This is a genomic window from Octadecabacter antarcticus 307 (genome assembly GCF_000155675.2).
GTDB classification, from domain to species: Bacteria; Pseudomonadota; Alphaproteobacteria; order Rhodobacterales; family Rhodobacteraceae; genus Octadecabacter; species Octadecabacter antarcticus.
On sequence record NC_020911.1, the window covers coordinates 542437 to 568443 of the forward strand.

General features: G+C 55.1%; 22 protein-coding genes, 1 other RNA gene and 4 pseudogenes. 13 read left to right on the top strand and 14 right to left on the bottom strand.

Annotated elements, in window-relative coordinates; translation table 11 throughout:
- Nucleotides 1–26: 26 nt before the first annotated feature.
- Nucleotides 27–1166, bottom strand: a pseudogene (locus tag OAN307_RS31610) (IS1182 family transposase); the annotation flags it as partial.
- Nucleotides 1167–1275: 109 nt separating this feature from the next.
- Nucleotides 1276–1931 (bottom strand): annotated as a pseudogene (locus tag OAN307_RS02905) (ribonuclease T2 family protein).
- Between the two features lie 117 nt (nucleotides 1932–2048).
- On the opposite strand from OAN307_RS02905, the gene OAN307_RS02910 reads away from it, so the two are divergent.
- Nucleotides 2049–2798 carry a DUF1013 domain-containing protein gene (locus OAN307_RS02910; protein ID WP_015498354.1) on the top strand — a complete coding sequence of 250 codons (750 nt, stop codon included), beginning with the start codon at nucleotides 2049–2051 and terminating at the stop codon, nucleotides 2796–2798.
- A gap of 223 nt (nucleotides 2799–3021) precedes the next feature.
- Here OAN307_RS02910 and OAN307_RS02915 read toward each other — a convergent pair whose 3' ends face one another.
- Nucleotides 3022–3816: a hypothetical protein gene (locus tag OAN307_RS02915; protein ID WP_015498355.1), complete on the bottom strand. Its 795-nt coding sequence runs from the start codon at nucleotides 3814–3816 to the stop codon at nucleotides 3022–3024.
- The gene (locus OAN307_RS25830; protein ID WP_083902903.1) at nucleotides 3774–3983 is read right to left on the bottom strand and encodes a DUF6471 domain-containing protein; all 210 of its coding nucleotides are present in this window, start codon (nucleotides 3981–3983) and stop codon (nucleotides 3774–3776) included. The genes OAN307_RS02915 and OAN307_RS25830 overlap by 43 nt, the downstream gene beginning before the upstream one ends.
- Nucleotides 3984–4087: 104 nt before the next feature.
- Between OAN307_RS25830 and OAN307_RS02920 the strand changes: the two are divergent.
- Nucleotides 4088–5049 (top strand): annotated as a pseudogene (locus OAN307_RS02920) (IS1595 family transposase).
- Between the two features lie 831 nt (nucleotides 5050–5880).
- Here the strand turns inward: OAN307_RS02920 and OAN307_RS27650 are convergent.
- The 4 genes from OAN307_RS27650 to OAN307_RS02940 form a co-directional block, all read right to left on the bottom strand.
- Nucleotides 5881–6111, bottom strand: coding sequence for a hypothetical protein (locus tag OAN307_RS27650; protein WP_144055489.1), 231 nt, complete (start codon nucleotides 6109–6111; stop codon nucleotides 5881–5883).
- Nucleotides 6112–6316: 205 nt separating this feature from the next.
- Complete coding sequence (recR, locus tag OAN307_RS02930; RefSeq protein WP_044043107.1) at nucleotides 6317–6910, bottom strand: recombination mediator RecR; 594 nt, start codon at nucleotides 6908–6910, stop codon at nucleotides 6317–6319.
- Nucleotides 6911–7007: 97 nt separating this feature from the next.
- On the bottom strand, nucleotides 7008–7352 hold the full coding sequence (locus OAN307_RS02935; protein ID WP_015498358.1) for a YbaB/EbfC family nucleoid-associated protein: 345 nt from the start codon (nucleotides 7350–7352) through the stop codon (nucleotides 7008–7010).
- Nucleotides 7353–7415: 63 nt separating this feature from the next.
- Nucleotides 7416–9188: a DNA polymerase III subunit gamma/tau gene (locus OAN307_RS02940; protein ID WP_044043110.1), complete on the bottom strand. Its 1773-nt coding sequence runs from the start codon at nucleotides 9186–9188 to the stop codon at nucleotides 7416–7418.
- 254 nt (nucleotides 9189–9442) lie between these two features.
- Between OAN307_RS02940 and OAN307_RS30870 the strand changes: the two genes are divergently transcribed.
- Nucleotides 9443–10360 (top strand): protein-tyrosine phosphatase family protein, encoded by a 918-nt coding sequence (locus OAN307_RS30870; RefSeq protein ID WP_333783190.1) that lies wholly within the window; start codon nucleotides 9443–9445, stop codon nucleotides 10358–10360.
- Here the strand turns inward: OAN307_RS30870 and rsgA are convergent.
- Nucleotides 10344–11378 carry a ribosome small subunit-dependent GTPase A gene (gene rsgA / locus OAN307_RS02950; RefSeq protein WP_044043112.1) on the bottom strand — a complete coding sequence of 345 codons (1035 nt, stop codon included), beginning with the start codon at nucleotides 11376–11378 and terminating at the stop codon, nucleotides 10344–10346. The two genes, OAN307_RS30870 and rsgA, sit on opposite strands and share 17 nt — an antisense overlap.
- An 87-nt stretch (nucleotides 11379–11465) precedes the next feature.
- An RNA gene (gene ffs, locus OAN307_RS25835) (signal recognition particle sRNA small type) lies at nucleotides 11466–11564 on the bottom strand.
- 82 nt (nucleotides 11565–11646) lie between these two features.
- On the opposite strand from ffs, the gene nudC reads away from it, so the two are divergent.
- Together nudC and OAN307_RS02960 are read left to right on the top strand one after the other, a co-directional pair.
- Nucleotides 11647–12600 carry an NAD(+) diphosphatase gene (gene nudC, locus OAN307_RS02955; RefSeq protein ID WP_015498362.1) on the top strand — a complete coding sequence of 318 codons (954 nt, stop codon included), beginning with the start codon at nucleotides 11647–11649 and terminating at the stop codon, nucleotides 12598–12600.
- Nucleotides 12601–12651: 51 nt separating this feature from the next.
- Nucleotides 12652–13113: an SRPBCC family protein gene (locus tag OAN307_RS02960; protein WP_015498363.1), complete on the top strand. Its 462-nt coding sequence runs from the start codon at nucleotides 12652–12654 to the stop codon at nucleotides 13111–13113.
- Here the strand turns inward: OAN307_RS02960 and OAN307_RS02965 are convergent.
- A complete protein-coding gene (locus tag OAN307_RS02965; protein ID WP_015498364.1) occupies nucleotides 13110–13958 on the bottom strand; it encodes a prephenate dehydratase in 849 nt (282 codons plus the stop codon). The genes OAN307_RS02960 and OAN307_RS02965 overlap by 4 nt on opposite strands.
- Nucleotides 13959–14091: 133 nt before the next feature.
- Here OAN307_RS02965 and OAN307_RS02970 point away from each other — a divergent pair, with 133 nt between their 5' ends.
- From OAN307_RS02970 to OAN307_RS02990, 5 genes are all read left to right on the top strand, one after another.
- Nucleotides 14092–14607 (top strand): c-type cytochrome, encoded by a 516-nt coding sequence (locus OAN307_RS02970; RefSeq protein WP_015498365.1) that lies wholly within the window; start codon nucleotides 14092–14094, stop codon nucleotides 14605–14607.
- Between the two features lie 170 nt (nucleotides 14608–14777).
- Complete coding sequence (locus tag OAN307_RS02975; RefSeq protein ID WP_015498366.1) at nucleotides 14778–16712, top strand: extracellular solute-binding protein; 1935 nt, start codon at nucleotides 14778–14780, stop codon at nucleotides 16710–16712.
- 41 nt (nucleotides 16713–16753) lie between these two features.
- Nucleotides 16754–17974: a microcin C ABC transporter permease YejB gene (locus OAN307_RS02980; protein WP_015498367.1), complete on the top strand. Its 1221-nt coding sequence runs from the start codon at nucleotides 16754–16756 to the stop codon at nucleotides 17972–17974.
- A 2-nt stretch (nucleotides 17975–17976) separates the two neighbouring features.
- Nucleotides 17977–19128 (top strand): ABC transporter permease, encoded by a 1152-nt coding sequence (locus OAN307_RS02985; RefSeq protein ID WP_015498368.1) that lies wholly within the window; start codon nucleotides 17977–17979, stop codon nucleotides 19126–19128.
- Nucleotides 19125–20711: an ABC transporter ATP-binding protein gene (locus OAN307_RS02990; RefSeq protein ID WP_015498369.1), complete on the top strand. Its 1587-nt coding sequence runs from the start codon at nucleotides 19125–19127 to the stop codon at nucleotides 20709–20711. The genes OAN307_RS02985 and OAN307_RS02990 overlap by 4 nt, the downstream gene beginning before the upstream one ends.
- Here the strand turns inward: OAN307_RS02990 and OAN307_RS02995 are convergent.
- The 3 genes and pseudogenes from OAN307_RS02995 to OAN307_RS27430 form a co-directional block, all read right to left on the bottom strand.
- Nucleotides 20708–21400 (bottom strand): fumarylacetoacetate hydrolase family protein, encoded by a 693-nt coding sequence (locus OAN307_RS02995; protein WP_015498370.1) that lies wholly within the window; start codon nucleotides 21398–21400, stop codon nucleotides 20708–20710. The genes OAN307_RS02990 and OAN307_RS02995 overlap by 4 nt on opposite strands.
- A gap of 20 nt (nucleotides 21401–21420) precedes the next feature.
- On the bottom strand, nucleotides 21421–22836 hold the full coding sequence (locus tag OAN307_RS03000; RefSeq protein WP_015498371.1) for a D-alanyl-D-alanine carboxypeptidase family protein: 1416 nt from the start codon (nucleotides 22834–22836) through the stop codon (nucleotides 21421–21423).
- A 175-nt stretch (nucleotides 22837–23011) separates the two neighbouring features.
- Nucleotides 23012–23745, bottom strand: a pseudogene (locus OAN307_RS27430) (HAD family hydrolase).
- A gap of 90 nt (nucleotides 23746–23835) precedes the next feature.
- Here OAN307_RS27430 and clpS point away from each other — a divergent pair.
- From clpS to OAN307_RS03020, 3 genes are read left to right on the top strand one after another with little or no spacing between them, the layout of a single operon-like run.
- Nucleotides 23836–24177, top strand: a complete 342-nt coding sequence (gene clpS / locus OAN307_RS03010; RefSeq protein WP_044043116.1) for an ATP-dependent Clp protease adapter ClpS — start codon at nucleotides 23836–23838, stop codon at nucleotides 24175–24177.
- A 25-nt stretch (nucleotides 24178–24202) separates the two neighbouring features.
- Complete coding sequence (locus tag OAN307_RS03015; RefSeq protein WP_015498374.1) at nucleotides 24203–25141, top strand: class I SAM-dependent methyltransferase; 939 nt, start codon at nucleotides 24203–24205, stop codon at nucleotides 25139–25141.
- A 44-nt stretch (nucleotides 25142–25185) separates the two neighbouring features.
- Nucleotides 25186–25989: an SDR family NAD(P)-dependent oxidoreductase gene (locus OAN307_RS03020; RefSeq protein WP_015498375.1), complete on the top strand. Its 804-nt coding sequence runs from the start codon at nucleotides 25186–25188 to the stop codon at nucleotides 25987–25989.
- Nucleotides 25990–26007: the final 18 nt, after the last annotated feature.

The window sequence follows — 26007 nt, forward strand, 5'->3', positions numbered from 1 at the left end:
CCGGTAAAGCCGGGGCGGTTCAGTTAGCCGTCTTGCTGACCGGTAAATCTGTATGTCAGATGTTCCCCTGCAGGACACACATACACGTCCAGATCGCGGTCATATGCAAAGTCAGCTTTATCAAATTGACCGCGCGCTGCAGCATTTGGGGTCATCGGCTTCGGGACAACGACCGAGATGCCGGCCGCTTCACTGGCAACAATTTCCTCGCCCTTGTAATAACCCTTATCCACTGCCCGGCAGTGCATGTTTACATGCATGAGAGGGGGCGATTGCTATGAGCGTCCGTCGTCATGGCATCGCGCGCTGCAACAGCCATCATCGACAAAGCGTCGCGATCAAAGCCAAGCATGGTGACGTCGTGCGCAACGATCAGGTGGTTATCAGCCTCGACAGCCGTTTGAACATTGTAGCCTACAATACGTGGCATGCGCGCCGTTGTTGTCATTGATCTGGCATCTGGGTCGCTGAATGAGACCTGTGTTTCGCCCGTCTTGTCCATCTGCTGTTCAATTGATCTGTAGCGCACGGCTTCCTTTTGCTGGTGTTCCTGCTTCCTCAGGGTGCGTTCCATGCGGGCTTCCGGCAGCCATTGTGCCAGTTTGCTCGAACACCTCATCGGCGCGATCCAATTCACCCAAGTATCGCTCAATGGTTTTGTCGATCTCACCCAACTTCTGGCGCAGCTTGCCGCGCGTATAATTCTTGGCCTTGGAATTTACCGCCTTGAACCGACTGCCATCGATGGCGACCACGTCCCCATCAAGCAGATCCATATTGCGGCACAAAGCCACGAACTGCTGACACACCTTGCGGATCACAGGACCGTTATCTTTGCGGAAGTCGGCAATCGTCTTGAAGTCCGGCTTCAGCCGGCCCGTCAGCCAAATGAGCTCTAGATTGCGACCGCACTCTCGTCCCAAACGACGCGATGACTGCACTTGATTGAGATATCCGGAGAGATAAATTCGCAGCATCAGCCCCGGATGGTAGCCGGGCCAACCAGTGGCGGCGGGCTGTGCGTTGAAGCCAAGCACCGCCAAATCCAGCATGTCGGCAAAAGCATCAATGGCACGGACGGGACTGTTCTCATCAACATAATCGTCGAGATTTTCGGGCAGCAAGATCGTCTGCTGACGGTCTAAACCTTCGATGAACAGCGTCATGAACAACCTCCGTATCGAGTACAGAAACTATACCATAATTGGGGAAAAGCAGGGGGGTTTTCACACAGCCTCTCCCCAGAGCAGACCTCCGCTCCAACTTTGTTCACCTCTAGCGCACCGGATCAAACAGCGCGTCATCCAGTGTGCAATCGCGTATTACATCCGCGCCACACTCCCGTGGTTCCAATTCCCGCGTTAGGCAAATGCGTGCTTCTTGGAAGCGACCCGCGCGGCAGGTGATGGTGATTTGGTCCGGCGACAGGAATGGATTGTCGCGTATGAAGGCCTCTTCGATCAAGGATGCGGGCAAGGTGACGGGGTTTTCCAATTGGCGGAAGACTTCGGGGCGCATCACGTGGTCATACGCCTCTTGTGCCAATGCAAAATAGTCGTCCGGCGACAGGCCTGAACGCGATCCATGCTTGTTCCATTGATGCCACGCAAGGCTACTGGTGCCCAGATATCAGCCATCGCAGTCGTGTCCGTGCGCGACGGATTGTGGAACGTGTGGCGACAGTCAGCGGGCCAGTCGGATTTAAATTGTGGCCAAAGCCCGTGCAGCACCCAGCCGAAATCCGCATCAGCATCGCATTGTGGTGATCCGCGGGAATCGCCCTGCAACGCGCACCAATTTGGCGACCATGACAGGGACAAAACATAGTAGTCAAAATCGCCCGCAGTGTCTTGCGCCTTGGCTGGCAGGGCAATCAAGCATAACAAGGCCCAAGATAGGATCGCATTTCGCAACATTTGGGGTCTTTCCATAATCCAGTCGCCCGACTATATAACATCTAAGTTCCCCGACAATGTGAACCTGGCCGAAAGCGGTCCGCCCCCTCAAGGGCTCGGGGAAGACATGTCGATTGATAAGGAGAAAGCGCGATGAGCGGTATACCAATTATGGCCAAAGCCACAGCAGTTTGGCTGTGTGACAACACCACAATGACATTCAAACAGATCGCGGATTTCTGCGCGCTGCACGAGCTTGAAGTCCAAGGTATCGCTGACGGCGATGTTGCGGCTGGCGTCAAAGGGTTTGACCCGCTTACGAACAAACAACTGACCCAAGATGAGATTGATCGGGGCGAAGCGGACCCAACCTACAGGCTAAAGCTGTTGTTTCACCCTGGATCAGCCGGCGAAGAAAAGCGCCGTGGCCCACGTTATACGCCATTGTCCAAGCGTCAGGACCGTCCTGCGTCGATCTATTGGTTGGTCAAATTTCACCCTGAGTTGGCTGATGGTCAGATCTCAAAACTGGTCGGCACCACGAAACCAACCATTCAGGCGATCCGCGAACGCACGCATTGGAATATCAACAACATCGAACCGATTGATCCGGTCGCGCTGGGCCTTTGCAAGCAGGTTGAACTGGACGCAGCCGTACAAAAAGCCGCGGCCAAGAAAGCTAAAGAAGGCGGCGTGATGAGCGATGATGAGCGTCGCAAGCTGGTTTCAACCGAGCAGAGCCTTGGCATGGGCATCGAGTCCAAAATACCGTCAGCGATTGAGGGTCTTGAGACGTTCACGCTGGGCGAAAGCATGCCAGAGCCTGATGAGGACACTTCAATTCCGGATAAAGACACATTCTTTAACCTGCCCAACGACGCAGTTGACGACGACGAAGATTGATTCCAGTCTCGATCTTGATCTGAATGAAAGCCCCCGAGCGATGCTTGGGGGCTTTGCTTGTTTATTCATGAAAAATGTTCCGCGCTGGCCTGCGCCAAAGCTGGCTGCAGCATGTTTCGCGATGCCGGAGCCTCCGGCGGGGATATTTACGGCCTTATGTATCAAACGCAACAAGCGTGCAAACCACACCAAGCGGGTGTGAGCCATGATTAGGGCGTTGGTCTTACTTGCGTGGGTCAGTGTATTCCAGCTTGTCGGGGAAAAAGCACAGGCTTCCCTCAAACTCGTGGAAAGTGCCAGACGTGACGCGTGTTTCTCTTGTTTCGTCGAACTCGTCTACAAACCTAAAAGCATAGATCAGCCTAATGTAATTACTTCCTCCGCGCAGAAGGTCTTTTGGGCTTTCGACATTCCAAACCCTTGTGAGACTTGTGTTACTGTCAGATTTAGCGGGTATAAAGGAGGCACGCTGTTCCATTTTTTGACCATGCCGAAGCAAGTTTATCTCTACAACGCCTGCTTCCTTTCCCTCCAATATGTCATAGAATATTTCAACCTGACTGGCGGGCGTAGAGCCGCTATTGATTATCATTATCTTAGCGGTAAACCTAATATTAGACCCGTCAGAAGCATTGAATTCGCTAATCTTGACGTCCAAGAATTTCGCATGCAGGTAAGCTCTGGCTTGTTTTTGGCCAATGTCTCTGGTGTCACGTGCCATGTCTTGAGTAGCGATCAGCGTTCGCCAAACAAGCAAGACGACAGCAATAGTGAAAAACGCCATAACCCACTGTGCAAGCGTGTCACTTGCGGAAACGATACTTCCGTCCCAGAGCCACCACCAGCTACTTGGAAAATTTTCGCCTTCATATTTTGCGGCGTATCTATCGCACTGGCCGCTATGCTCGCACTTGGCAAAGTCGTAGATTGCATGACCGAACACAAATAAAACAGCGGTTACCCCGCTGCCAAGGGTCAGCCCAATCGTAAGTCCGATACGCCAAGAGAATTTAGACATTGAAATAAATACGCCGCTGAGAATTTTCCTCTGCTCAATTTGTTGCGCACATTTGGCTCTTTGTCACCAATCAATTCTGCAAGCTTGGCGTATGACACCCCTTTAAGCTTCAGTTGAGACTTCAGGATATTTGCGGCTTTGGCTTCCCAATCGGACTGATTTGGCATTTTGCATCTCCTATGTGATAAAGGCACTATATATATGATATTTACCATTATAAACACAATCATTATACACTACATATGTGATATAAGTAATCACAGTTAGAGCAATGGCACAGCACTTTCTTCTTTCAGCAGCTTCCCGCACCACAAGCCTTCGTGCGATCTACAAGGCTGGCGAAACGCGGCGTACCGGACATTCTGCGAAATGCGCTGGCCTGAGACGCATGGCGAAGCTGTTTGCCCCCAGTGTACCCATGACGAGACTTACACGATTGCCACGCGCCGCAAGTTCAAGTGCAAGGCATGTGGGCACCAGTTCAGCGTCACGTCCGGCACGATCCTTGCATCACGCAAGATGGACTTTGTTGACCTGTTGGCAGCGATATTCATTCTGGTAAATGCGTCTAAGGGCGTTTCCATGGTGCAGTTGTCGCGCGATCTGGATTGCCAGTACAAGACAGCGTTCGTTTTGTCGCACAAGCTGCGCGAAGCCATGGCGCAAGAAATCCAGACAGGCGAAGTTCTGGAAGGTCACATTGAGATTGATGGTGCATATTTTGGCGGTCACATTCGCCCGCACAACATGAAGTCCAAGCGCGTTGACCGTCGCCTCAAGCAGCACCAGACAGGCACACGCCGCGTTGTGGTAGCATTGCGTGAGCGTACAGGCCGCACATTGCCTTTCGTGTCCATGACTGAGGGCGAAGGCGTTGCGCTGGCAAACGAAAACGTATGCCGCACAGCTACAATGTCAGCCGACGAAGCGTCACACTGGGATGCACTGCACATGGGCTTTCACGTTGACCGCGTAAACCACAGCGAGATTTACAGCGACCACGGCAAGCACACAAACATGGTAGAAAGCTTCTTTTCCCGCCTTCGCAACATGATCCAAGGGCAGCACCATGGCGTGTCGCCTCAGTACCTGCACCAGTATGCAAACCACTCCGCTTGGCTGGAAGACAACCGCCGCACAGACAACGGCACTTTGGCGCACATCATTGTCTCTAACGCGATGGACGCCCCTGTGTCACGCAACTGGAAAGGGTATTGGCAGCGGGCGGCTTGAGGCTAGACAGACCCAGAGAATTTCTGATACTCATCCCCTTGTGCGTGTGTCGGGAGATTCATTGCGGCTTTCAGTTTTACCCTTGATAGCAATGAGTTATCAATTCGAGGCGCTAGTAAGGAAGATGAAGAGGTCATTACTTTTGACATTGGGTATGATGATGAAACGCATTCAACCTACAAGGTCCTTGTGGCCCTAACGCCAGTTACAGCGCACCCGCCTGACTACAGAGAGCTATACTTTATATTACTTGAGTCAAAAAGTGACGAAAGTAGTGATGAATTTTCTGATGGGCTACACACAAAACGGTTCCTGTCAGATGATTGTCGTGCGGAGGTTCTTAGAGCGATTAGCTTCGCCGCGTTTAAAATGGTGGAGCGTTGCGCCCCAAATGTTCTCGTAATTAACACTCTTCAAACATATTTGCCGGATAAAGCATTGACCAAATATGATGTAATTTGTGAGGCCATCTGCTGTGCAGGCTATTCCTGTGGCAAAGTAGACAGCTACCACGGCTCAGAGCAATGGCAGCTTGTCAAAAATTGACAATTAGTATCATGTACCTATATAACAGCAGACTGAAGCGAAGGAGTCGCACAATGTCTACCGCACCACTAAACAGAGATGAGCAAATAGATTTGATGCAAAATGCAGCTAGTCGCTTGGAATTCTTTGTCCAAAAGTGGAAGAAAAACGAGACCGTCGCCGAGATGCTTAGTGAACCTCATGTAGAGCTTACGGACGGTCAGGGTTACTCCAGAAGCGACGAGAAGCTAGAGCGTCTAGCATAGAAATTACTGCCCTAGAGCCATCTAACGTGGCTTTAGGGCGTCAGCTATTTTCGTGAACCCGCCACAAACACCCATCCGTCCCGAAGTCCTGCACCACATGCCCGCTATCCCTAAGCCGACACAGCGCCATATAGGCCCGCTGCACTGCACTCTTGCGCGACACCCCCACCAGTTCAGCCTGTATGACTTCAGCCACGTCTGATGTGGTGCATGGCAGCGCTGCCAACACGATCCGCCTGCACTTACCACGCGATAACGGCCTGTCGTGCATCCGCTGAGGCCTATCTACGCCCCTGAGCGTCATTAGGGCCTCTACGTGATCTTGCTTCTCCAGTGCGATACAGCGCCAGTAGCGCGTTGTTGATGGTTTTATCCTGCATGCCCTATTGTGATTCACATGGCGGGAAAGGTCAGCTATATTGTTGGTGCGTTTGATACATAAGGCCGGATATTTTTGAGACAAAGACAGCGGAAGGTTAGAGGGCCTTGCGCGCGTTGAGCGCGGCCGTGATCGTGCCGTCGTCAAGGTAGTCGAGTTCGCCGCCAACGGGGACACCTTGAGCCAAGGTTGTAACTTGTACGCCGTGCAATTCATCCGCTATGTAGTGTGCGGTGGTTTGGCCGTCGATTGTGGCCCCCAGCGCAAGGATCACTTCGGTGATGTGTTCGGTCGTGATGCGGTCGCGCAATTTCGGGATACGCAACTCATCGGGGCCAATGTCATCAAGTGCGGACAATGTACCGCCAAGGACATGGTAGCGGCCTTTGAAAACGCCAGACCGTTCCATCGCCCAAAGGTCCGCCACGTCTTCGACGACGCAAATTTGGCCGACGTTGCGTTTCTCGCTTTTACAAATCCCGCAAATTTCAGAGGTGCCGATATTGCCACAGTTCAGGCATTCGCGCGCAGTTGCCCCTACGATCGTCAACGCTTCTGCCAGCGGGTTCAGCAGTTGTCCGCGCTTTTTGATCAGGTGTAAAACGGCGCGGCGCGCTGATCTGGGGCCTAACCCTGGAAGGCGGGCCATTAGATCAATCAATGCGTCGATGTCTTTGGGGGCTTGGGTCATGGATGGACTGGTCTACTCCGGACAGGGGGGGGCGGCATGCGAATTGCGAAGGCAATTTGCTACACCGCACGGGATAGAACGAATAGCGTTCGACCGACTAAAATGGCAACTTCATATCGGCTGGAAGGCCCAAACCATCTGTCAGTTTCGCCATTTCTTCCTGCGCCTTGTCAGATGCTTTGGATTGTGCATCTTTAATCGCCGCAAGGATCAGGTCTTCGACGACCTCTTTGTCGTCACCGTTGAAGATAGACGGATCAATATCCAGCGCCTTAAGTTCACCCTTCGCGCTCGCCGTTGCCTTGACCAAACCCGCACCGCTGACCCCGACGACGACGATGTCGTGCAGGTCGTCTTGCAACTGGCCCATCTGCTTTTGCATCTCTTGGGCTTTTTTCATCATTCCGGCCATATCGCCGAGGCCACCTAGTCCTTTGAACATCACCGTCTCCTGAATATCTATTGCGGGATAGATAGGCAGCACGCGCGCAGGCTGCAAGGCGCGTTAGCTGTCTTCAAATGGATCCCATTCGTCGTCAACTTCCGGCAGTGCTTCGAGTTCGGCTTCCGCCTCAAGCGCTTTGGGGGTTCGAATGTCGGTGATTCTGGCACCAGGAAATTTCATCAGGACGGCCTGAACCAGCGGATGCGCCTTTGCCTTATCGCGCAGTGCGTTGTTTTCGGTGTCGCGAATTTCGGCAATCGTTGCGGCGCCGCCCTCGTTGACCAGCGTGACGGCCCAGCGATTGCCAGTCCAAGCTTGAAGGCGTGATCCTAGCCGCTGCGCGAGGTCGCTTGGCGCGCCTTTCGCGGGCACGAATTCGATGCGACCGGGTTGGTAGGCCGCAAGGCGCATGCCGGTTTCGACTTCGACCAGCAATTTTACGTCGCGGTGGCGGCGGATCAGTTCGACGATGTGATCAAAGGTTGGATAATGTACCAGCGCCTCGTCTTCCGCCACGGCGAGAACCGCGCCACTGGCCGACGAAGATGGACCGCTGGGGCCAGAATGGGTTGGCGCAGCAGCGCTCGACTGCGCGTCGGTGTTCACGGCAGGGGCCGCGCGTGGGCCGCCACCGCCTCGGCCACCGGGAGAGCCACCGGGAGGCGGTGTTTCTTTGTCGAGCTTGCGCAAGAGTTCTTCAACGCTCGGCAAATCCGCCACGTGTGTCAGGCGGATGATCGCCATTTCTGCAGCCATCATCGCATTGGGGGCCATCGCCACTTCTTCGAGGGCTTTCAGCAACATCTGCCACAACCGTGTCAGCACGCGCATCGCCAAAGCATCCGCCATGGCAATACCGCGCGTGCGTTCATCGGGGCTGACGGTGGGGTCTTCGGTGGCATCAGGTGTGATTTTGATCACACTGACCCAGTGGGCGATTTCGGCCAGATCTCGCAGGATTGCCATTGGATCGGCACCGTCCGCGTATTGGCTGGACAGTTCATGCAGCGCGTCTGCCGCCCGCCCCTTAAGGATCATGTCAAACAGATCAAGCACACGGCCACGATCCGCGAGGCCAAGCATCGCGCGGACTTGATCTGCCGTGGTCTCGCCTGCGCCATGTGAAATCGCTTGGTCCAGCAATGATTGCGCATCACGCGCGGACCCTTCGGCGGCGCGAGTTATCAGGGCGAGCGCGTCATCGGTGATTTCAGCCTTTTCAGCTTTTGCAATTTTGCGCAGCAGGCCGATCTGGTCTTCGGGTTCGATCCGGCGCAAATCAAAGCGCTGACAGCGGGACAGAACTGTCACAGGAACCTTGCGAATTTCGGTTGTCGCGAAGATGAATTTGACGTGCTCGGGCGGTTCTTCGAGGGTCTTAAGAAGTGCGTTGAACGCGTTCACGGACAGCATGTGCACTTCGTCAATGATGTAGACTTTATAACGTGCGGACGCGGCGCGGTAATGCACGCTTTCGATGATTTCACGAATATCGCCAACGCCGGTTCGCGACGCAGCGTCCATTTCCATCACGTCAACATGTCGACCTTCCATGATCGCGGCGCAGTTTTCGCATGTGCCACAGGGTTCGGTCGTCGGCCCACCCTGACCATCGATCCCGATGCAATTCATCCCCTTGGCGATGATCCGCGCAGTGGTCGTTTTACCGGTGCCTCGGATGCCTGTCATGATGAACGCCTGCGCGATCCGGTCCGCGGCAAACGCGTTTTTAAGCGTGCGCACCATCGCATCCTGTCCGACAAGATCGGCAAATGTCTCTGGGCGGTATTTCCGCGCGAGGACTTGGTATTTTGGGCTATCAGATTCGGTCATTGAATAAAGGTACGCGGTGCCCTAGCCGACGTCCACCGCCCTAGCGCGTCCAATTCAGTCGTTTTATCCATCCGTGCAAGATTGCAGCCTTCTTGCTGACGGAGAGATGCGCGTGTAAACTAAATCTGCCCATAGGGGCATTCAGGTTCGCGAAAAACTGCCCTCAGCACCCTCCATATTGAAGTTGACGAACCATGAAGGTCTTTCTCATGCCCTACTTAGCGAACTCTTGGGTTATTTGAATGAGGAAGCCGATGACTGGCAAATCCCTAGATAGATTGCGCAGTGGCGCGAAGACTTTGAAAGCTGGCTATGTGTCCGGTTCGTCAGAGGCCTTGACGCGAAATGCCATTGCGGGCCTCCGCAGCGACGGTGCGGATTTAAAGTATGTGGACTATCTGCATATGATTTCCCGCACGCTCGATTTCGATAATGCCGAAACGGTTGGGCTGTTGTTGAATGTCGGTGTGGACTCCTGTCAGGGGTCTGATGCCGAGGTGGTTGATATCAAAACGCGGCGTGGCATTCCCACATTGCATCAAGCGGCGCTGTTCTTATTTTTTTGCTGGAATACCGCGCTGACCTGCTGCGCCGCGCAATTGCCGCATCCGGTGTACCGAAAATCCGTGCGATTTTGCAGAAATGGGCAGACCCTATGCTCGGACAGGTGGTGGAACATGGGGTCTTCTGAATTCGCGATCTTTCCGCTGGATGTGGGCGCAGGGCAGGTCGCGCTGTCCCCCATTCCGGGGCGATCTGGATCGTACGTAGCTGATCTGTCGGCAATATTGCGCTGGAGTCCGGACCTCGTGCTGACGATGACAACCCTAAGTGAACTGGACTGGATGGGCGCGTCTGGTTTTGGGGACGACCTTGCGGCGGTTGGGGTGGCGTGGCGTCATTTGCCAATTGTGGATTTGGGCGCGCCGGATGCGGACGTCGCCAGCGCATGGGATGAGGTCTCAATCCTCAGCGCAACAACCTTGGCGGGCGGCGGCAAGATCTTGACCCATTGTTTCGGCGGCTGTGGGCGGTCTGGTATGGTGGCGTTGCGGTTGATGATTGAAGCCGGGGAAGCCCCAGAAGACGCGCTTATACGTCTGCGAAAAACGCGGCCCTGTGCTGTGGAAACCGATGACCAACAGCGATGGGCAATCAGGTCTTCCGCTTAGCTTTCCCGCGCGCCTGACCTTCGTCGTGCATCTTTTGGAGCCGTTTGAGATGGCCGCGGTTCTCCCCAACTGTCGCAGTATTGAACCGGTTCTCTTTCTCTAGTTTGCGCCACCGCTCAATCCGGTCCGCGTCCAGATCACCCGCCGCGATCGCCGCGCGAATAGCGCAGCCCGGTTCGGTCACATGGGCGCAGTCGTTGAATTTGCACGTCGCGGCCAATTCGGTAATGTCGGAAAATACCTCATCCACACCGCTCTCGGCATCGACCAAACGCAATTCGCGCATGCCGGGTGTGTCGATCAACCATCCGCCAGCGAACGTTGCTCGCAGATTGCGGTTTGTTGTCGTGTGGCGGCCTTTGGCATCGCCCGCGCGGATATCTTGCGTGGCGTCGATGACATCCGTCAGGCGGTTCTGGATCGTGGTTTTCCCGACGCCGGATGATCCGACCAAAGCCAGCGTTTGCCCGTTGCTGCACCATGGGTTCAGCCGCTTGACATCTTCATCGTCCGTAGCGTTGATAGCAATCGCCCTCAGCATCGGCGACAGCTTTTCGGCCTTTTTGACGTAGTCAGAGGGGTCGTCGCATTGGTCTGCTTTGGTCAGGATCACCAGTGGTAAACAGCCTGATGCCGCACACATCGCCAGATAGCGTTCAAGCCGCGCGACGTTGAAATCGGCGTTGCAGCTGGTGACGATGCCAAGTGTGTCGACATTGGCGGCGATCAGTTGCGGTTTGGAATCTTCGCCAGCCGCGCGACGGGTGATTTCTGTGGTGCGTGTCAGCGGTTCGGACGCGGCAGCCCCCGTCGCGATCACCCAGTCGCCAACGGCATACAGACCGGCGGCGGCGACGGGCGACAAGGATATGGGCCCGCCTGCTGACAACCCATCAAGACGGGATCGATGCACGGCTGCAACACGAACGGGGTGACTGGGGGGGGCGCCGTCAGGTTCCAGTTTGATCTGGCGTGCGAAATGGGTCGACCAGCCAAGGGTTCTGAGGGTTTTATTCATGTCGCTACAGTATCCTATTGAGCGACTCCGCAAAAGCTTCGCTTTCACTCTATCGTTCCCTGCGAAAACGCGATGCGTTTTTGCAGTAGGTGAGAGGTTGGACATCGACCCAAGTGGGGCTCGTTGTGGCTGCTTCCTTCCGGACCTGACCAGGTTGGCGAGGCACTTACCCGCGCCAACCCCTCAATCGTTGATATAGGACCACATAGGCCATCGCGCAAGGGCCAGAACGATTGCGCCTTGTTCTGTGACATGGCATCGGTGCCTGATGAAAAATGCAGAAACAGTTACGTTCGGCGGGTCCGGTCTGGATCGGGCGGCCCACATGCGCGGAAATATTGAAACAGCTGCGGCTGACACCGCTGCCTGCTCGATTATTCTGTGGCGCGGCAAGCTGCTGTTGGATCGCATCGGCGGACCGCTGGCACGCCTGCCACTTGATCATCCAGTGATGGCCGACGCTGGCGCTGTTCAGGTGTTCCTAGGGCTCGACGAAGACGGACCGGTTTTTGCCGTGTCGTTGACAGGCTGGGATCCTGTGTTGCCTGACGGTGATGACATGAACACATTTCTGGACACGACGTTGCAGCAACACCGTGCCACGGGCGACGCCGTTTTCGCAGAACTGCGGGGGATCATGACAACCCTTAGCCTGTGCGACGCTGAACTTGCAGCGACGGCCCGCGCGCTTCTGGGTTGGCACGACAGCCATAGTTTCTGTTCTGCCTGCGGGACGCAAAGCACGGCGGCGGATGCAGGATGGCGGCGCGTTTGTCCCGCATGCGGCACGTCCCACTTTCCACGCACCGATCCGGTTGTGATCATGCTGATCGTGTCCGGTGATGATGTCCTTGTTGGTCGTTCCCCGGAGTGGCCAGATGGCATGTATTCCCTGCTCGCCGGATTTGTAGAACCGGGCGAAACTATTGAGGCCGCAGTGCGCCGCGAGGTGTCTGAGGAAGCTGGGATCATAGTCGGAGACGTGACTTATCTGGCCAGCCAACCTTGGGCTTTTCCGTCGTCACTGATGATTGGCTGCTACGGTGAGGCGACGTCCACTGATATCACGCTGGACCCGATCGAGCTTGAGGATGCGCGCTGGGTTAGTCGCGCCGAGATGGAACAGGCCGCCCGAGGTGAGCATCCGAAGATACAGTCTGCTAGAAATGGTGCCATTGCACATTTTTTGCTAGAGAACTGGCTGACGAATACGCTAGAGTAACGCGAACTAACAAGTAACGGACCGGCAAGGTCGAAAACTGGGCACCACATTATGGAATTTGCGACAAGCGACGATATTGAAGCACCAATTGAGCATGTTTTTGATCAGGTCACCGATTTCGCCACCTTCGAGCGGTCAATTATGCGTCGTGGCGGCGATGTTGAACGGATCGCGGGCGGTGATGCGGCTGTCGTCGGCACAAAATGGCACGTTAAATTTCTGCTGCGCGGGGCTGAACGAAGCGTCAATGCAGAAATCGGTGAGGTTAATAAACCCACCGGCCTGACAATCGAAATTACGTCCAAAAGCGCAGATGCGACCATGTTGATTGAATTGATCGCGCTTAGTCGTGCCCGCACGCGTCTTAACTGCAAGTTCGTCGCGAAGGCAAAAACCATTGCAGCGAAAGTGATGTTTCAGTCTGTTCGCTTTTCGCGTCAGAAAAGCCAAGCGCATTTTAAATCTATTGTGTCGGGTTTTGCGAAAGACGTCGAAACCCGTTATCGCGGCTAGCGCTTTGCCTTTTCGTGCCGACGCGGTGCTGCGGGGAACACGCCCATCAACCGAATATGGTCGGTGAAATAATCCAACTCATCCATTGCGCGTTGCACATTACGGTCGTCGGGGTGGCCTTCGACCTCAGCGTAGAACTGCGTCGCAGTGAACTGCCCACCGACCATGTAGCTTTCCAACTTGGTCATGTTGACGCCATTGGTCGCAAATCCGCCCATCGCTTTATATAATGCAGCAGGAATGTTGCGCACGCGGAACACAAAGCTGGTGACCATGCCATGCTTGCCGCGATGGTTTAGATCGAGGTCGCGTGACATAATCAGGAACCGTGTGGTGTTGCGATCGTGATCTTCGATGTGGCGTGCCAAAATATCAAGTCCATAGATTTTGGCGGCCATTTCAGACGCCAAGGCACCGGCTGTCATGTCTTCACCGGCGGCCACATCCATCGCAGCACGCGCGTTGTCGGGGCTGGCAACTGGCGAGATGCCGTGTTCGCGCAGAAACTTCCCGCACTGGGGCAGGATCACGATATGACCAGCGGCAGACCGGATTTGATTGAGCCGCGCCCCCGGTTTGCCAAGCAGATTAATATGAACCCGAACAAATGCCTCGTCCACGATATGAATCCCGCTTTCGGGCAACAACGTGTGTACATCGCCCACACGCCCATAGGTGGAATTTTCCACGGCGATCATACCAAGATCGGCGTCGCCTTTGCGAACTGCCTCGATTGCGGCATCGAATGTGGGGCAGGGCAGTGGTTCATAATCGGGGCGTGCCTCAACGCAGGCTTGATGCCCGTAGGCGCCTGGTTCACCTTGAAATGCGATGCGTTTGGTCATCTTGTGTCCCAATTTTGCCCTCATGGCTGCACGCCATGCAAAAAATGGGCATTTGGTCGCGGTGCTACACCTTGATCATTGGAGGGGGAAGCGGATAGATGAATGCTGAATCAGGAAGAAATTGGAACGCGACATGTTCGACACAATGACAATGACCAAAGTTCTTGGTGCGCTATGTGGCACATTATTGCTCTTTTTGCTTGGCGGCTGGGTTGCTGAGTCGATTTACCACGCGGGCGGCCACGGCGATCACGAACAGGCTTATGTCATCCCGGTTGAGGGTGCCGATAGCGGCGACGTCGTTGTTGATGCAGGCCCTGCGTTCGAAGAAGTCTTCGCAATGGCTGACATTGACTCGGGCGAAGGTCAGTGGCGCGCGTGTTCTGCCTGTCACAAGCTTGCAGTTGGCGAAAATGGTACCGGCCCATACCTTTACGGTGTTGTCGGTCGCGATGTCGCTTCAGTTGACGCATTTGACTATTCTGGCGCCCTTATTGCGGTAAACGATGTTTGGACACCTGAAGAATTGAATCTGTTCCTTGAAAACCCGAAAGGGTACGCACCGGGCACTGCTATGGGATACAATGGCATGCGCAAAATCGAAGACCGCGCAGACCTGATCGCGTACCTCGATAGTCTCGACGACTAAACACCACGTCAGAATTTTGTGAAGGCCGTCCCGTCCGGGACGGCCTTTCGCGTTTCAGGGTGTGGCTAAGCGTCTTGATCACGACAAGATCACGCATTCTCAACTTGAATGTTTGCCAGTCCCCGTCCTACCTTTAACAAAGCGAATTTGCCGATTTTTAGGAGCGTCCTGTGACCCAGACCCAGCACCTTGCCACCAAGACCGCCATGCAAACGCAATCCGCAGGCCAAACCGACCGGGGAATGTCGAAATGGGGGCTTATGCTTGCGGTGTCAGTATTGGCCATTGGTGCGGCAACATTCGTGCGTGCGGACAGTCATGAAAACATCATCACGTCACATGGCTACACAAACTTCGGAGAGTTGAAGTACGGTCCCGACATGGTGCATCTGGATTATGTGAACCCTGATGCGCCCAAAGGCGGCGAGATGAGTGTCTCATCGCAAGGTACGTTTGACACGTTCAACAACTATACCCGTGAAGGGGCTGCTGCGGCTGGCACCACGCTGTTGTTCGAAAGCATCATGACCGCCACGGCGGACGATCCTTACGGGTCTTACTGCTATCTGTGCACGACGCTGGAATACCCCGAAAGCATGGATTGGGTGATCTTCAACCTGCGCGACGACATCACCTTTGCCGACGGCACCCCGATGACAGCGCAAGACGTGGCGTTCACCCACAATTTGTTCATGACCCAAGGCCTGCCGGAATACGTGGCCGTAGTGTCCGATTACCTTGATGGTGTCGAAGTCTTAGACACCTACCGCATCAAATTCTTTTTCACACCGGACGCGCCGCGCCGCGATGTCATCGGCTTTGCGGGTGGCACAACGGTCTTTTCCAAAGCGTGGTTTGAAGAAACCGGTGCGCGTCTAGATGAAAGCACGGATGTGCCGTTCATGGGGACCGGTGCCTATGTGATCGACAGTTTCGACACCAACCGACAGGTCATCTATGCCCGCGACCCTGATTGGTGGGGTGCGGAGCATCCGTTCAACATCGGGCAGGCCAATTTCGATACCATTCGTTATGAATATTTCACAGACTCCGCCGCCGCATTTGAGGCGTTCAAAGCGGGTGAATACACGTTCCGCAATGAAAATTCGTCACTGCAATGGGCCACGGGCTATGAATTCCCGTCGATTGAAAATGGATGGGTGCGTAAAGAAGAACTGCCGGACGGGACCATCGGATCGGCGCAAGCGTTCATTTTCAACCTGCGCGATCCAAAATTCCAAGACCCCGCAGTCCGTGAGGCGATCCGCCTGATGTTCAATTTTGAGTGGTCAAACGAGACGTTGTTCTACGGGCTTTATGACCGGGTCGACTCTTTCTGGCAGAACTCCGATTTGCAGGCGCGTGGTGTCCCGTCGGTGGGCGAATTGGCCCTGCTGCAACCCCTTGTCGACGAAGGGCTTCTCGACCCGTCTATCCTGACGGATGAGGCAGTATTGTCGCCCACATCCGATGCACGTCGTCCAACCGACCGCGCCAATCTACGTCTCGCGTCTGATCTGTTGGCTGGTGCTGGCTGGATTGCCGGCGAAGATGGTTTGCGCCGCAAGGATGGTGAAACCCTGTCGGTAGAATTCCTGACCGCGTCGCCGTCGTTCGACCGCATTATCAACCCCTATATTGAGAACCTCGAACGGCTCGGCATTGACGCCTCGTTAAATCGTGTTGATTTCGCCCAATACGTGGAACGCCTCAATGCGCCGTCTGAATTTGACATGATCACCCATACAATGACCCAAGGGTTTGAACCCGGCACCGGGATGCGTCAGTGGTTTGCCTCAGAAACCGCCGCGGACAGTTCCCGAAATCTGATGGGTCTGCAAAACGAGGCGATAGATCGGCTCATGACAGTTGTGATCAACGCGGAAAGCCTCGAGGACATGACAAACGGCACCCACGCACTGGACCGCGTGCTGCGCGCGACCGGGTTCTGGGTGCCCCAGTGGTACAAATCTGTGCATACCGTGGCCTATTACGACATGTACGAATACCCTGAAACGCTGCCACCTTTCTCATTGGGTAACATGTCGTTCTGGTGGTACAACGCCGACAGAGCAGAAGAACTGAAGGCAGAAGGGGCATTTTAAGCCCTGTGCTGACGGCAATAAAAACAAAGGCCATGCGGTAAATGGGCGCCTATATCCTCAAACGATTGCTGCTGGTGATCCCGACGCTGCTTGGGATCATGATAATCAATTTCGTATTGATCCAATTTGTTCCCGGCGGGCCGATTGACCAGATCATTGCCCAGATGGAAGGCGGCGGTGATGTGTTTGAAGGCATCAGCGGCGGCGGGTCAGAGATTCTTGAAAACGACAGCGGTGATAGCGTCGCGTCGCGTGGTTTGCCGCAAGAATTTCTCGATGAACTACAGGTCGAATTTAACTTTGCCCGTATCGTCTGTGACGCTGGATATGTCGATGAACCTGACCTGCGGGTAGATGAATGTAACCCTGTGCCGATCCCCGCACTTGAACGCTTTTTCTTGATGATGTGGGACTATATGCGCTTTGATTTCGGTGACAGCTATTTTCGGTCAGTCTCCGTTGTGGACCTTGTGCTTGAAAAGATGCCCGTGTCGATCACGCTGGGCCTGTGGTCCACGCTGATCGCATACATGGTCTCCATCCCGCTGGGCATCAAAAAGGCCGTGCGCGATGGCACGTCGTTCGACACCTGGACGTCCGCGATGATCATCGTCGGCTATGCGATTCCGGGCTTTTTGTTCGCAATCCTGCTGATCGTGCTGTTCGCGTCCAACAACTGTTTCCGATTCCCGTATCTGTCCGACTGGCTGAACGGCAACGCATATCTGTGGTGGTTGTATGACTATAACCCCACGTGCAACCGCCTGTTCCCTCTGCGCGGCCTGACATCGTCCAACTTCGATGACCTCAGCACATGGGGGCAGATCAAGGACTACTTCCACCACATTGCGCTGCCCGTTCTGGCATCGACAATCTCTGCCTTTGCGACGCTGACGTTGTTGACCAAAAACAGCTTCTTGGACGAGATCAAAAAGCAGTACGTCATCACCGCCAAAGCCAAGGGCCTGTCTGAATCCCGCATCCTGTACGGCCATGTGTTCCGCAACGCGATGCTGATCATCATTTCCGGCTTTCCTGCGCTGTTCATCGGTGTGTTCTTTGGCGGGTCGTTGATTATTGAGACACTGTTTTCATTGGACGGTTTGGGCCGCCTTGGGTTTGAGGCGACGTTGCAACGCGACTATCCGGTCATGTTTGGTACGCTGTTTGCGTTCTCCCTGATGGGGCTGGTCGTGGGCATCCTCACGGATATCACTTACGTCTTTATCGATCCGCGCATCGATTTTGAGAAGAGGGGGTAGCGATGAAAGCCGCCCTGTCAACGCCACCCGAAAAGGGCCGGTTTACCCTATCGCCGCTGAACAAACGCCGCTGGCGTAATTTCACCCGCAATCGCCGCGCGTATTGGTCGCTATGGATTTTTCTGGTCCTGTTTGGGGCGTCTTTGTTTGCCGAATTCCTGGCCAATGACAAACCCATCATGGTCAGCTATCGCGGCGAAATCCGTATGCCGATTTTCAGCTTTTATTCTGAGCAGGATTATGGCGGCGATTTCCCGACGGAAGCTGAATACAAAGACATCGAGGTCAAATGCCTGATCCAATCAGGTGGCATGCAAGAATGTTTTGATGATCCCGAAGAAATCATAAGCGGTATCGTCGAGGGGACCTACGCTGATGGCCTAGAAGGATTTGAGGAAGGCTGGCTGATTTGGCCACCGATCCCATACAGCTACAACACCATCGTGGACACGCCGGGCGTGGCCCCGTCACCCCCTGATAGCAACAACTGGCTTGGCACGGATGATACCAAACGCGACGTCACTGCGCGGGTGATCCACGGCTTTCGCCTGTCGATCCTGTTTACAATTATCGTGACGTCGATTGCATCTGTCATCGGCATTATTGCGGGCGCCGTTCAGGGCTATTTTGGTGGCTGGGTGGACCTTGTGTTCCAACGTCTGTTGGAAATTTGGAGCTCAACCCCGTCGCTCTATGTGATTATCATTTTGTTCGCGATCTTAGGGCGAAGCTTTTGGCTTCTGGTATTCCTCACCATCCTGTTTGGCTGGCCCGCCTTGGTCGGCGTGGTGCGTGCCGAATTTCTGCGCGCGCGCAATTTCGAATATGTCCGCGCGGCCAAAGCGTTGGGCGTTAGTGACCGCACGATCATGTTTCGCCACATGCTGCCCAACGCGATGGTGGCGACTGTCACGATGCTGCCGTTCCTGATTACGGGCACGATTGCGACGTTGGCTTCGCTTGATTTCCTTGGCTTTGGTCTGCCGTCTTCCGCGCCGTCACTGGGCGAATTGACTTTACAAGCGAAACAAAACCTACAGGCCCCATGGCTGGGTTTTACAGCTTTCTTCACATTTGCGATCATGTTGTCGCTTTTGGTGTTCATCTTTGAAGGCGTACGTGACGCGTTCGATCCGCGAAAGACATTTTCATGATCGCGCGCGTTCTTGACGTTCAAAACCTTACCGTTAATTTCCGCCAGGACGGGGAAACGACCCACGCGGTGCGTGGAATTTCGTTCCACGTGAATAAGGGCGAAACGGTTGCGATTGTGGGTGAATCCGGGTCTGGAAAATCGGTGTCGGCGCTGTCCACGGTCCAACTGCTTGGCGACAGTGCCACTGTTGGCGGGTCCATCACCTACAACGGTACCCAGATGGTTGGCGCGTCTGAAAAGGATCTGCAGCGCGTGCGCGGCAACGACATCAGCTTTATTTTCCAAGAACCGATGACATCGCTGAACCCGCTGCACACCATCGAAAAACAGCTGCGCGAATCCATTGAATTACACCAAGGTTTGCGCGGTGATGCAGTGCGTGTGCGCATCATCGAATTGCTGGAACAGGTCGGCATTCACGAACCCGCGTCCCGCCTTGGGGCCTATCCACATCAGCTATCGGGCGGTCAACGTCAGCGTGTGATGATCGCTATGGCGCTGGCCAACGGGCCGGAAATGTTGATCGCAGATGAACCGACGACGGCGCTGGATGTGACCATTCAGGCGCAAATTCTTGATCTGTTGGCGGACCTGAAACGCGACCTTGATATGTCAATGTTGTTCATCACCCATGACCTAACCATCGTGCGCAAAATTGCGGATCGGGTCTGCGTGATGAAGGACGGTGAAATCGTTGAACACGGCACAACGGCTGATATTTTTGCCAACCCCCAACACGCCTACACGCGGACCCTGCTTGAAGCGGAAAGCACCGGTGTGCCCATTCCCGTTGATCCGCACGCAAAGATCGTGGCGAAGGCTGAAAATCTCAAGATCTGGTTCCCGTTGCAAACGGGTCTTTTGCGGCGAACAACCGGTTACGTGAAGGCGGTTAACGATGCCAACCTCAGCGTTAGGGCTGGTGAAACTGTTGGTATTGTAGGTGAATCGGGGTCTGGTAAAACGACATTGGCGTTGGCGATGATGCGGCTGATCCGCTCTGAGGGGCGGATCGTATTTATGGGGCGCGACCTGCACGTCTTGTCGGATCGCCAAATGCGCCCGCTTCGATCCGAGATGCAGATCGTGTTTCAAGACCCCTACGGGTCGCTATCGCCGCGCATGACGGTCGAACAGATTATTGCTGAAGGGCTGACCGTACATGGCACTGCTGCAGGCAAAGATCCGCGCGAAATGGTTGATGAGATTATGGGCGAAGTCGGGCTTGATCCTGCGTTGATGGATCGCTACCCGCATGAATTTTCGGGTGGTCAACGCCAGCGCATCGCGATTGCCCGTGCGATGATTCTGCGTCCCAAACTGGTGGTGTTGGATGAACCGACATCGGCGTTGGATATGACAGTGCAGGTGCAAATCGTTGAACTGCTGCGTGATCTTCAGCAGAAATACCAACTGGCGTATCTGTTTATCTCCCACGATCTAAAGGTCGTGCGCGCGCTGTCGCACAAAGTGATGGTGATGAAACGTGGTGACGTTGTCGAAGCAGGGGATGCGGACGCGATTTTTGACGCGCCGCAGAACAGCTATACTCGCGAATTGATGAAAGCTGCCTTTGGTTAGGCTTCAAACGTGACCGACGCGTCGCTTAGCCCATAGATTTCGCACAAACAGGTTTGACCGCGCACGATCGGGCCCACACCAGCAGGTGTGCCCGTCATGATGATGTCGCCTGCTTGCAACGTCACTAGCGTTGACAACGTCGCGATGATTTCCGGCACGGACCAGATCATCTGGGTCAGGTCGCCGATCTGTCGGGCTTCACCATCGACTGAACATGTCACCGCACCCGCAGTCGGATGCCCGATTTCGGCCACCGGATGCACGGTTCCGATCACGGCGGAATTGTCGAATCCTTTGGCCATGTCCCAAGGCGATCCTTTGGACTTTGCGGCTGCTTGTATATCGCGGCGGGTTAGGTCGTTGCCGACGGCATAGCCATAGACGTGGGACAGCGCGACACTCTCTGCGATGTCTGCGCCACCTGTTTTTAGAACGACGACCAACTCCACCTCGTGATGCAGGTTTTCAGTTGCAGGTGGGAAGGGGATTGTTGCACCGGATTGGACCACTGCGCTGTTCGGTTTCATAAAAAAGATTGGTGGGTCCGCCTTGGCGTCACCACCCATTTCAGCCACGTGATCGGCATAGTTCTGGCCAACGCAAAAAATACGGTGGACGCCGATGTGACTGCCTGCCTCGCTGGTGCGCAGGGTCGGTGTATCGGGCGGGCGGACTTCAAGTGCGGCCATGTGATGATCCTCGGTCTGGGTTATTCTGGCCCGATCATGAAACACGTCGTGCCGCGGGCTTGCAAGCGTGCACAAGCGCGTTCAGCGCCCTCATGTGTCAGCCCCATAAAGTTCGCGTCGAACCCGCGGCTGGATTGGTTCACGCGGCGAAGTGAGCCATCGAGCGTAGACATTTCGTTCAAAGCGACACGCAGCAACACCCGCTCGGCCTGATAGCGCGAATTGTAGCGTCCAACGTTGACGCCCCACAAGCGGCTGCCAGAGGTCGAAATGCGGGTCACGATCTGTGGTTCGTTCGGGGCTGTGCTGGTTTGCTGCACGGCTGTGAGTATCAATTCACCGGACGGTCTGGCCTGCGGGGACGCAGACTCGGTGGGCGCGCTGGCGGATTGCAGCACATCGCTTATCACGTTTTGCACGGCTGCCGCGTTAATGGCCAGCAGCTCTTCGGTAACTTCTGGCTGATCGGGGGCGGTGCGTGCATTTGGACGCACCGAGCGGCTGACCAACCCGTTCACGCGAACAGTGCGCGCCGTCGTGCCAGAGGCCGGTGTGTCAGCGCCGCCGGACCCTTGTGCGGGAACCGGGCTGGGACGATTTATACGGGCTGTGGTTGGTGCGCGGGCAAACCCCATATCAAGCAATTCAGCGACACGGGCGTTGCGTTGGGCGGTTGAAGTCCCGCCAAACATTGTCGCGATGATGCGCTCTTGGCCACGTTCAGCAGATGCCACGAGGTTGAAGCCAGCGGCGCGGGTGTAGCCCGTCTTGATGCCATCGGCCCCGCGATAGGCGTTCAAGAAACGGCGGTTCGTGTTTGAAACTTGGCTCACACCTGCATCCGTCGTCAGACGGCTAAAAATGTTATAATACTGCGGAAAGTCGTAGATCATGTGGCGGCCCAGCACGGTCATGTCGCGGGCGGTCGACATGTGGCCTGTTTCAGTCAAACCGTGGGCGTTGCGGAATGTGGTGCGGGACATGCCCATGGCGCGGGCGGTTGCGGTCATACGACGGGCAAAGGCGGCCTCGTTGCCTTCCAGCGCGATCCCGATGGCTGTTGCGGCATCATTGGCCGATTTCACACCAGAGGCGCGGATCAGATAGCGGAACTGGATGCGCTGACCTGCGGCAAGCCACAGTTTTGATGCTGGCTCGCTTGCCGCCAAAGGTGTGATTGTGATCATGTCATCAAGGCTGATCTCGCCACGTTCAACCGCTTGAAACGCGATATAAAGCGTCATCATCTTGGTAAGCGATGCTGGATGCAGCTGGGTGTCTGCATTTCGCGAATGCAATATCTCGCCAGTGCGGGCATCCATAACCATGGCCGCGTAGGGTGCTGAATTACCCGTGACAGGCGCCAAAGCAGCCATCAGGAGTGTGAACAATAGAAGAATTCCCGCCAACGCGGGGTGTTGAATACGACGTTTCACGCCACTGCCCTTTTTTCTGCCTCATGAGCCCCGTTTTTTTAGTGGGGTCTCTTATTATGAAATAACGCTAGCACAGGGCAGCGTTTCAGAAAATACCCTAAATTCAAAGGACTTTGGTGTGGCATCCCTGCACAATTTGCATCCCTTGGGGCACATTTAGCGGTAGGTTTCGAGTTCATCCCCTAAATAGCGGATTGTGGCGAGAATAGGGCAGGTCGCCAATTGCGGAAATTTTGTGGAGGTGGCGGTGTGAAACGGGGGCGACATCGCGTTCATACGCTCATGTAAGATCATGGGGTACGTGGACGCCCCACGCGCCTGCGTGGATCGCGGGAATCACATCTGATGCAGCGAATTGCCGACCATCATCTGATGTGCAATGTTGTGACGCGCGAAAATGCGGGAATAGATATCGGAGGTCTTATCACTGACAACTTCAACTGAGTCGAACAGATCACCCAAGCCCGATTGCGCCAGTTTTCGTTCCTGATCAAGAAGATCGCCCTTGGTAATAAGCATGATCTCAGCCGTTTGCTGCAACTGTTCAATCGCGTCGCGCACGCCGGGCAGCAATTCCACCGGGTCAGACAGCATGTCGCGCCCGATGGACAGTAATTTGGTGATGACGTCGTTTGGCACCGCGCCGTCCGTCACCTCGATCGCTGTTTCGATCACCGACAGCACGAAGGCTTTGACGTCAAAGCCATAGATACCCAGGTTGCGCCGCTCGGCCGTCAACAATTGGTTCTGTAAATGATCGTCCGACATAAAATTCACCAGCAATTCAGCGAACCGGTTCTGGGTCAGCTTAAAGCCACGTTCGTTATGCTAAAGCGTGTCGTCCGCATCGAATGCGATCGTCCAATTGCGTCTGCTGACGGCGCGTTCCTGCCTTGTCTTTTGCGTCACTTATGCGTGGCCCCTTTTCATAGAGGCCAGAGAGGTTATAATAAGCTGCTGAACGCACACTCTACCAGTGACTCGCGCCAAAGGAATACAATGCTGCAAGACGTTTACATGATGGCTGATCGGGACGATGACGACGATAACGATGTCGGCGTCAAACTTGAAACACGGACCAAGACCAAACGTCCACCGCTGTATAAGGTGATGATCCTGAACGATGACTATACGCCGATGGAATTTGTCGTGCACGTGCTGGAACGCTTCTTTAGTTTGACCCATGACCAGTCGGTCGACATCATGATGGCGGTGCACAAAAAGGGTCTGGCGGTGGTTGGCGTGTTCAGCCATGAGATTGCGGAAACCAAAGTTGCGCAGGTGATGGACCTTGCGGCGCGCCACCAACACCCCCTGCAATGCACGATGGAAAAAGAGTGAGGGCGCGTCGCCCGCTTGGAGCCTCATGAAACATTCACGCCTTTTTACTGCGCTAGACGATGGTCTGGACCTGACCGGAACGCTGCATATTTTGCGCCCACCTGCTGGCTATGATTTGGCGGGGCTGAGCGATGTTACCGTCGAGGCGACGTTTTATCCCGACCATCAATACTGGCAGGCCATGGAGTTGGTTGGTGATGGCATAGGCCGCGGGGCTACGCTTGTGGTGGTGCCACGATCAAAGACGCTGGCGCGCGCCATGATCAGCCACGCAATTGCAGCTGGTGGGTTGGTGGTCGTTGACGGGCAGAAGACCGACGGCATTGAGGGCATCTACAAAGACATCCGCAAGACCACCACGATCTTGGGCGTTGTTGCAAAGGGCCATGGCCGGCTGTTCTGGTTTACGGCTGGCGTCGCACCTGCATGGGACGTGACGGTTAAGTCGCCCGACGGATACCAAACCGTCGCGGGTGTGTTTTCGGAAACGAAGATCGACGCAGGCTCTGCCCAGTTGGTTCCGCACCTTGATGCGTTGAAGGGTGACGTGGCCGACCTCGGCGCGGGCTGGGGCTATCTCAGCCGTGAGATTTTGTCCCACGAAGGCGTAACGCGGCTCGATATGATTGAGGCGGACAAGGCGGCTTTGGACTGTGCCGTTGCAAATACCAATGACCCACGGGCGCGTCTTGTTTGGGACGATGCGCTGACATTTAGCGGCGGGCCTTATGACACAGTTGTGTCCAACCCACCGTTTCACACTACCCGTGCTGGTGATCCGGATCTTGGAAAAGGGTTCATCGCCACTGCTGCGCGCATTCTGAAACCACGCGGTGCATTGCTGATGGTCGCCAACCGTCATCTGCCCTATGAGGCTGAATTGGATGCAAAATTCGCCCGCGTCGAAGAACTCGCCGGATCGGGCGCTTTTAAGGTTTTCCGCGCGACTCGCCCCAAGCGCTAATATCGCCTAACCTTTTCGAATCTGTTCGATTCTCAGGAGCTACCATGTCTTTTTCTATCACTGGTAAGACTGCCATCGTTACAGGTGCAGCTAATGGCGTCGGCCTTGCGATCGGGCGGCATTTCCTTGCCGAAGGCGCCAACGTCGTCTTTGCGGATATGGACGAAGAACGACTGGTCGAAGAGCTCGGATCGTCCAAAGTTGAACCCGAACGTTACCGCACCTTTGCATGTGATCTGCGGCAAAAATTGTCGATCAACAATCTGCTATCGATGACAATTGACAGTTTTGAGCGGGTCGATATTTTGGTCAACGCATCACGCCAATTGATCACGTCCGACCCGCTGAACCCGAAAGAAGATCAGGTAGAAACGCTGCTACAACAAAACCTTATGACGTCGTTGCGCCTGACCCAGGCGATTTCAAAGCGGATGATCAAGCAAGCTGAGGGTCAAGAAGGCGGGTTTGTAGGATCGATTATCAACCTCAGTTCTATCGCCGCGCGGCGCGCCAATCCTGATCTGTTGGGCTATTCCATCGCGACTGCGGCGCTGGATCAGATGACACGCTCGATGGCTGTCGCATTGGCACCACATCGCATCCGTGTGAACGCTGTTGCCTTCGGGTCAGTCATGTCCGCCAGCCTGAAACGTGAATTGCGTGAACACAATGAATACCGCAGCGACATTATTGATAACACGCCCCTTGGTCGTATTGCGGGGCCGGGGGAAGTGTCCGACGCGGTGCAATACCTCGCGTCGGACGCTTCAAGCTTTGTGACGGGCCAGATTATCACCGTGGACGGGGGGCGCACGCTGATTGATCCTGCTTCGGCGCCCGCCCATTAAAACAGGCCACTAAAACGG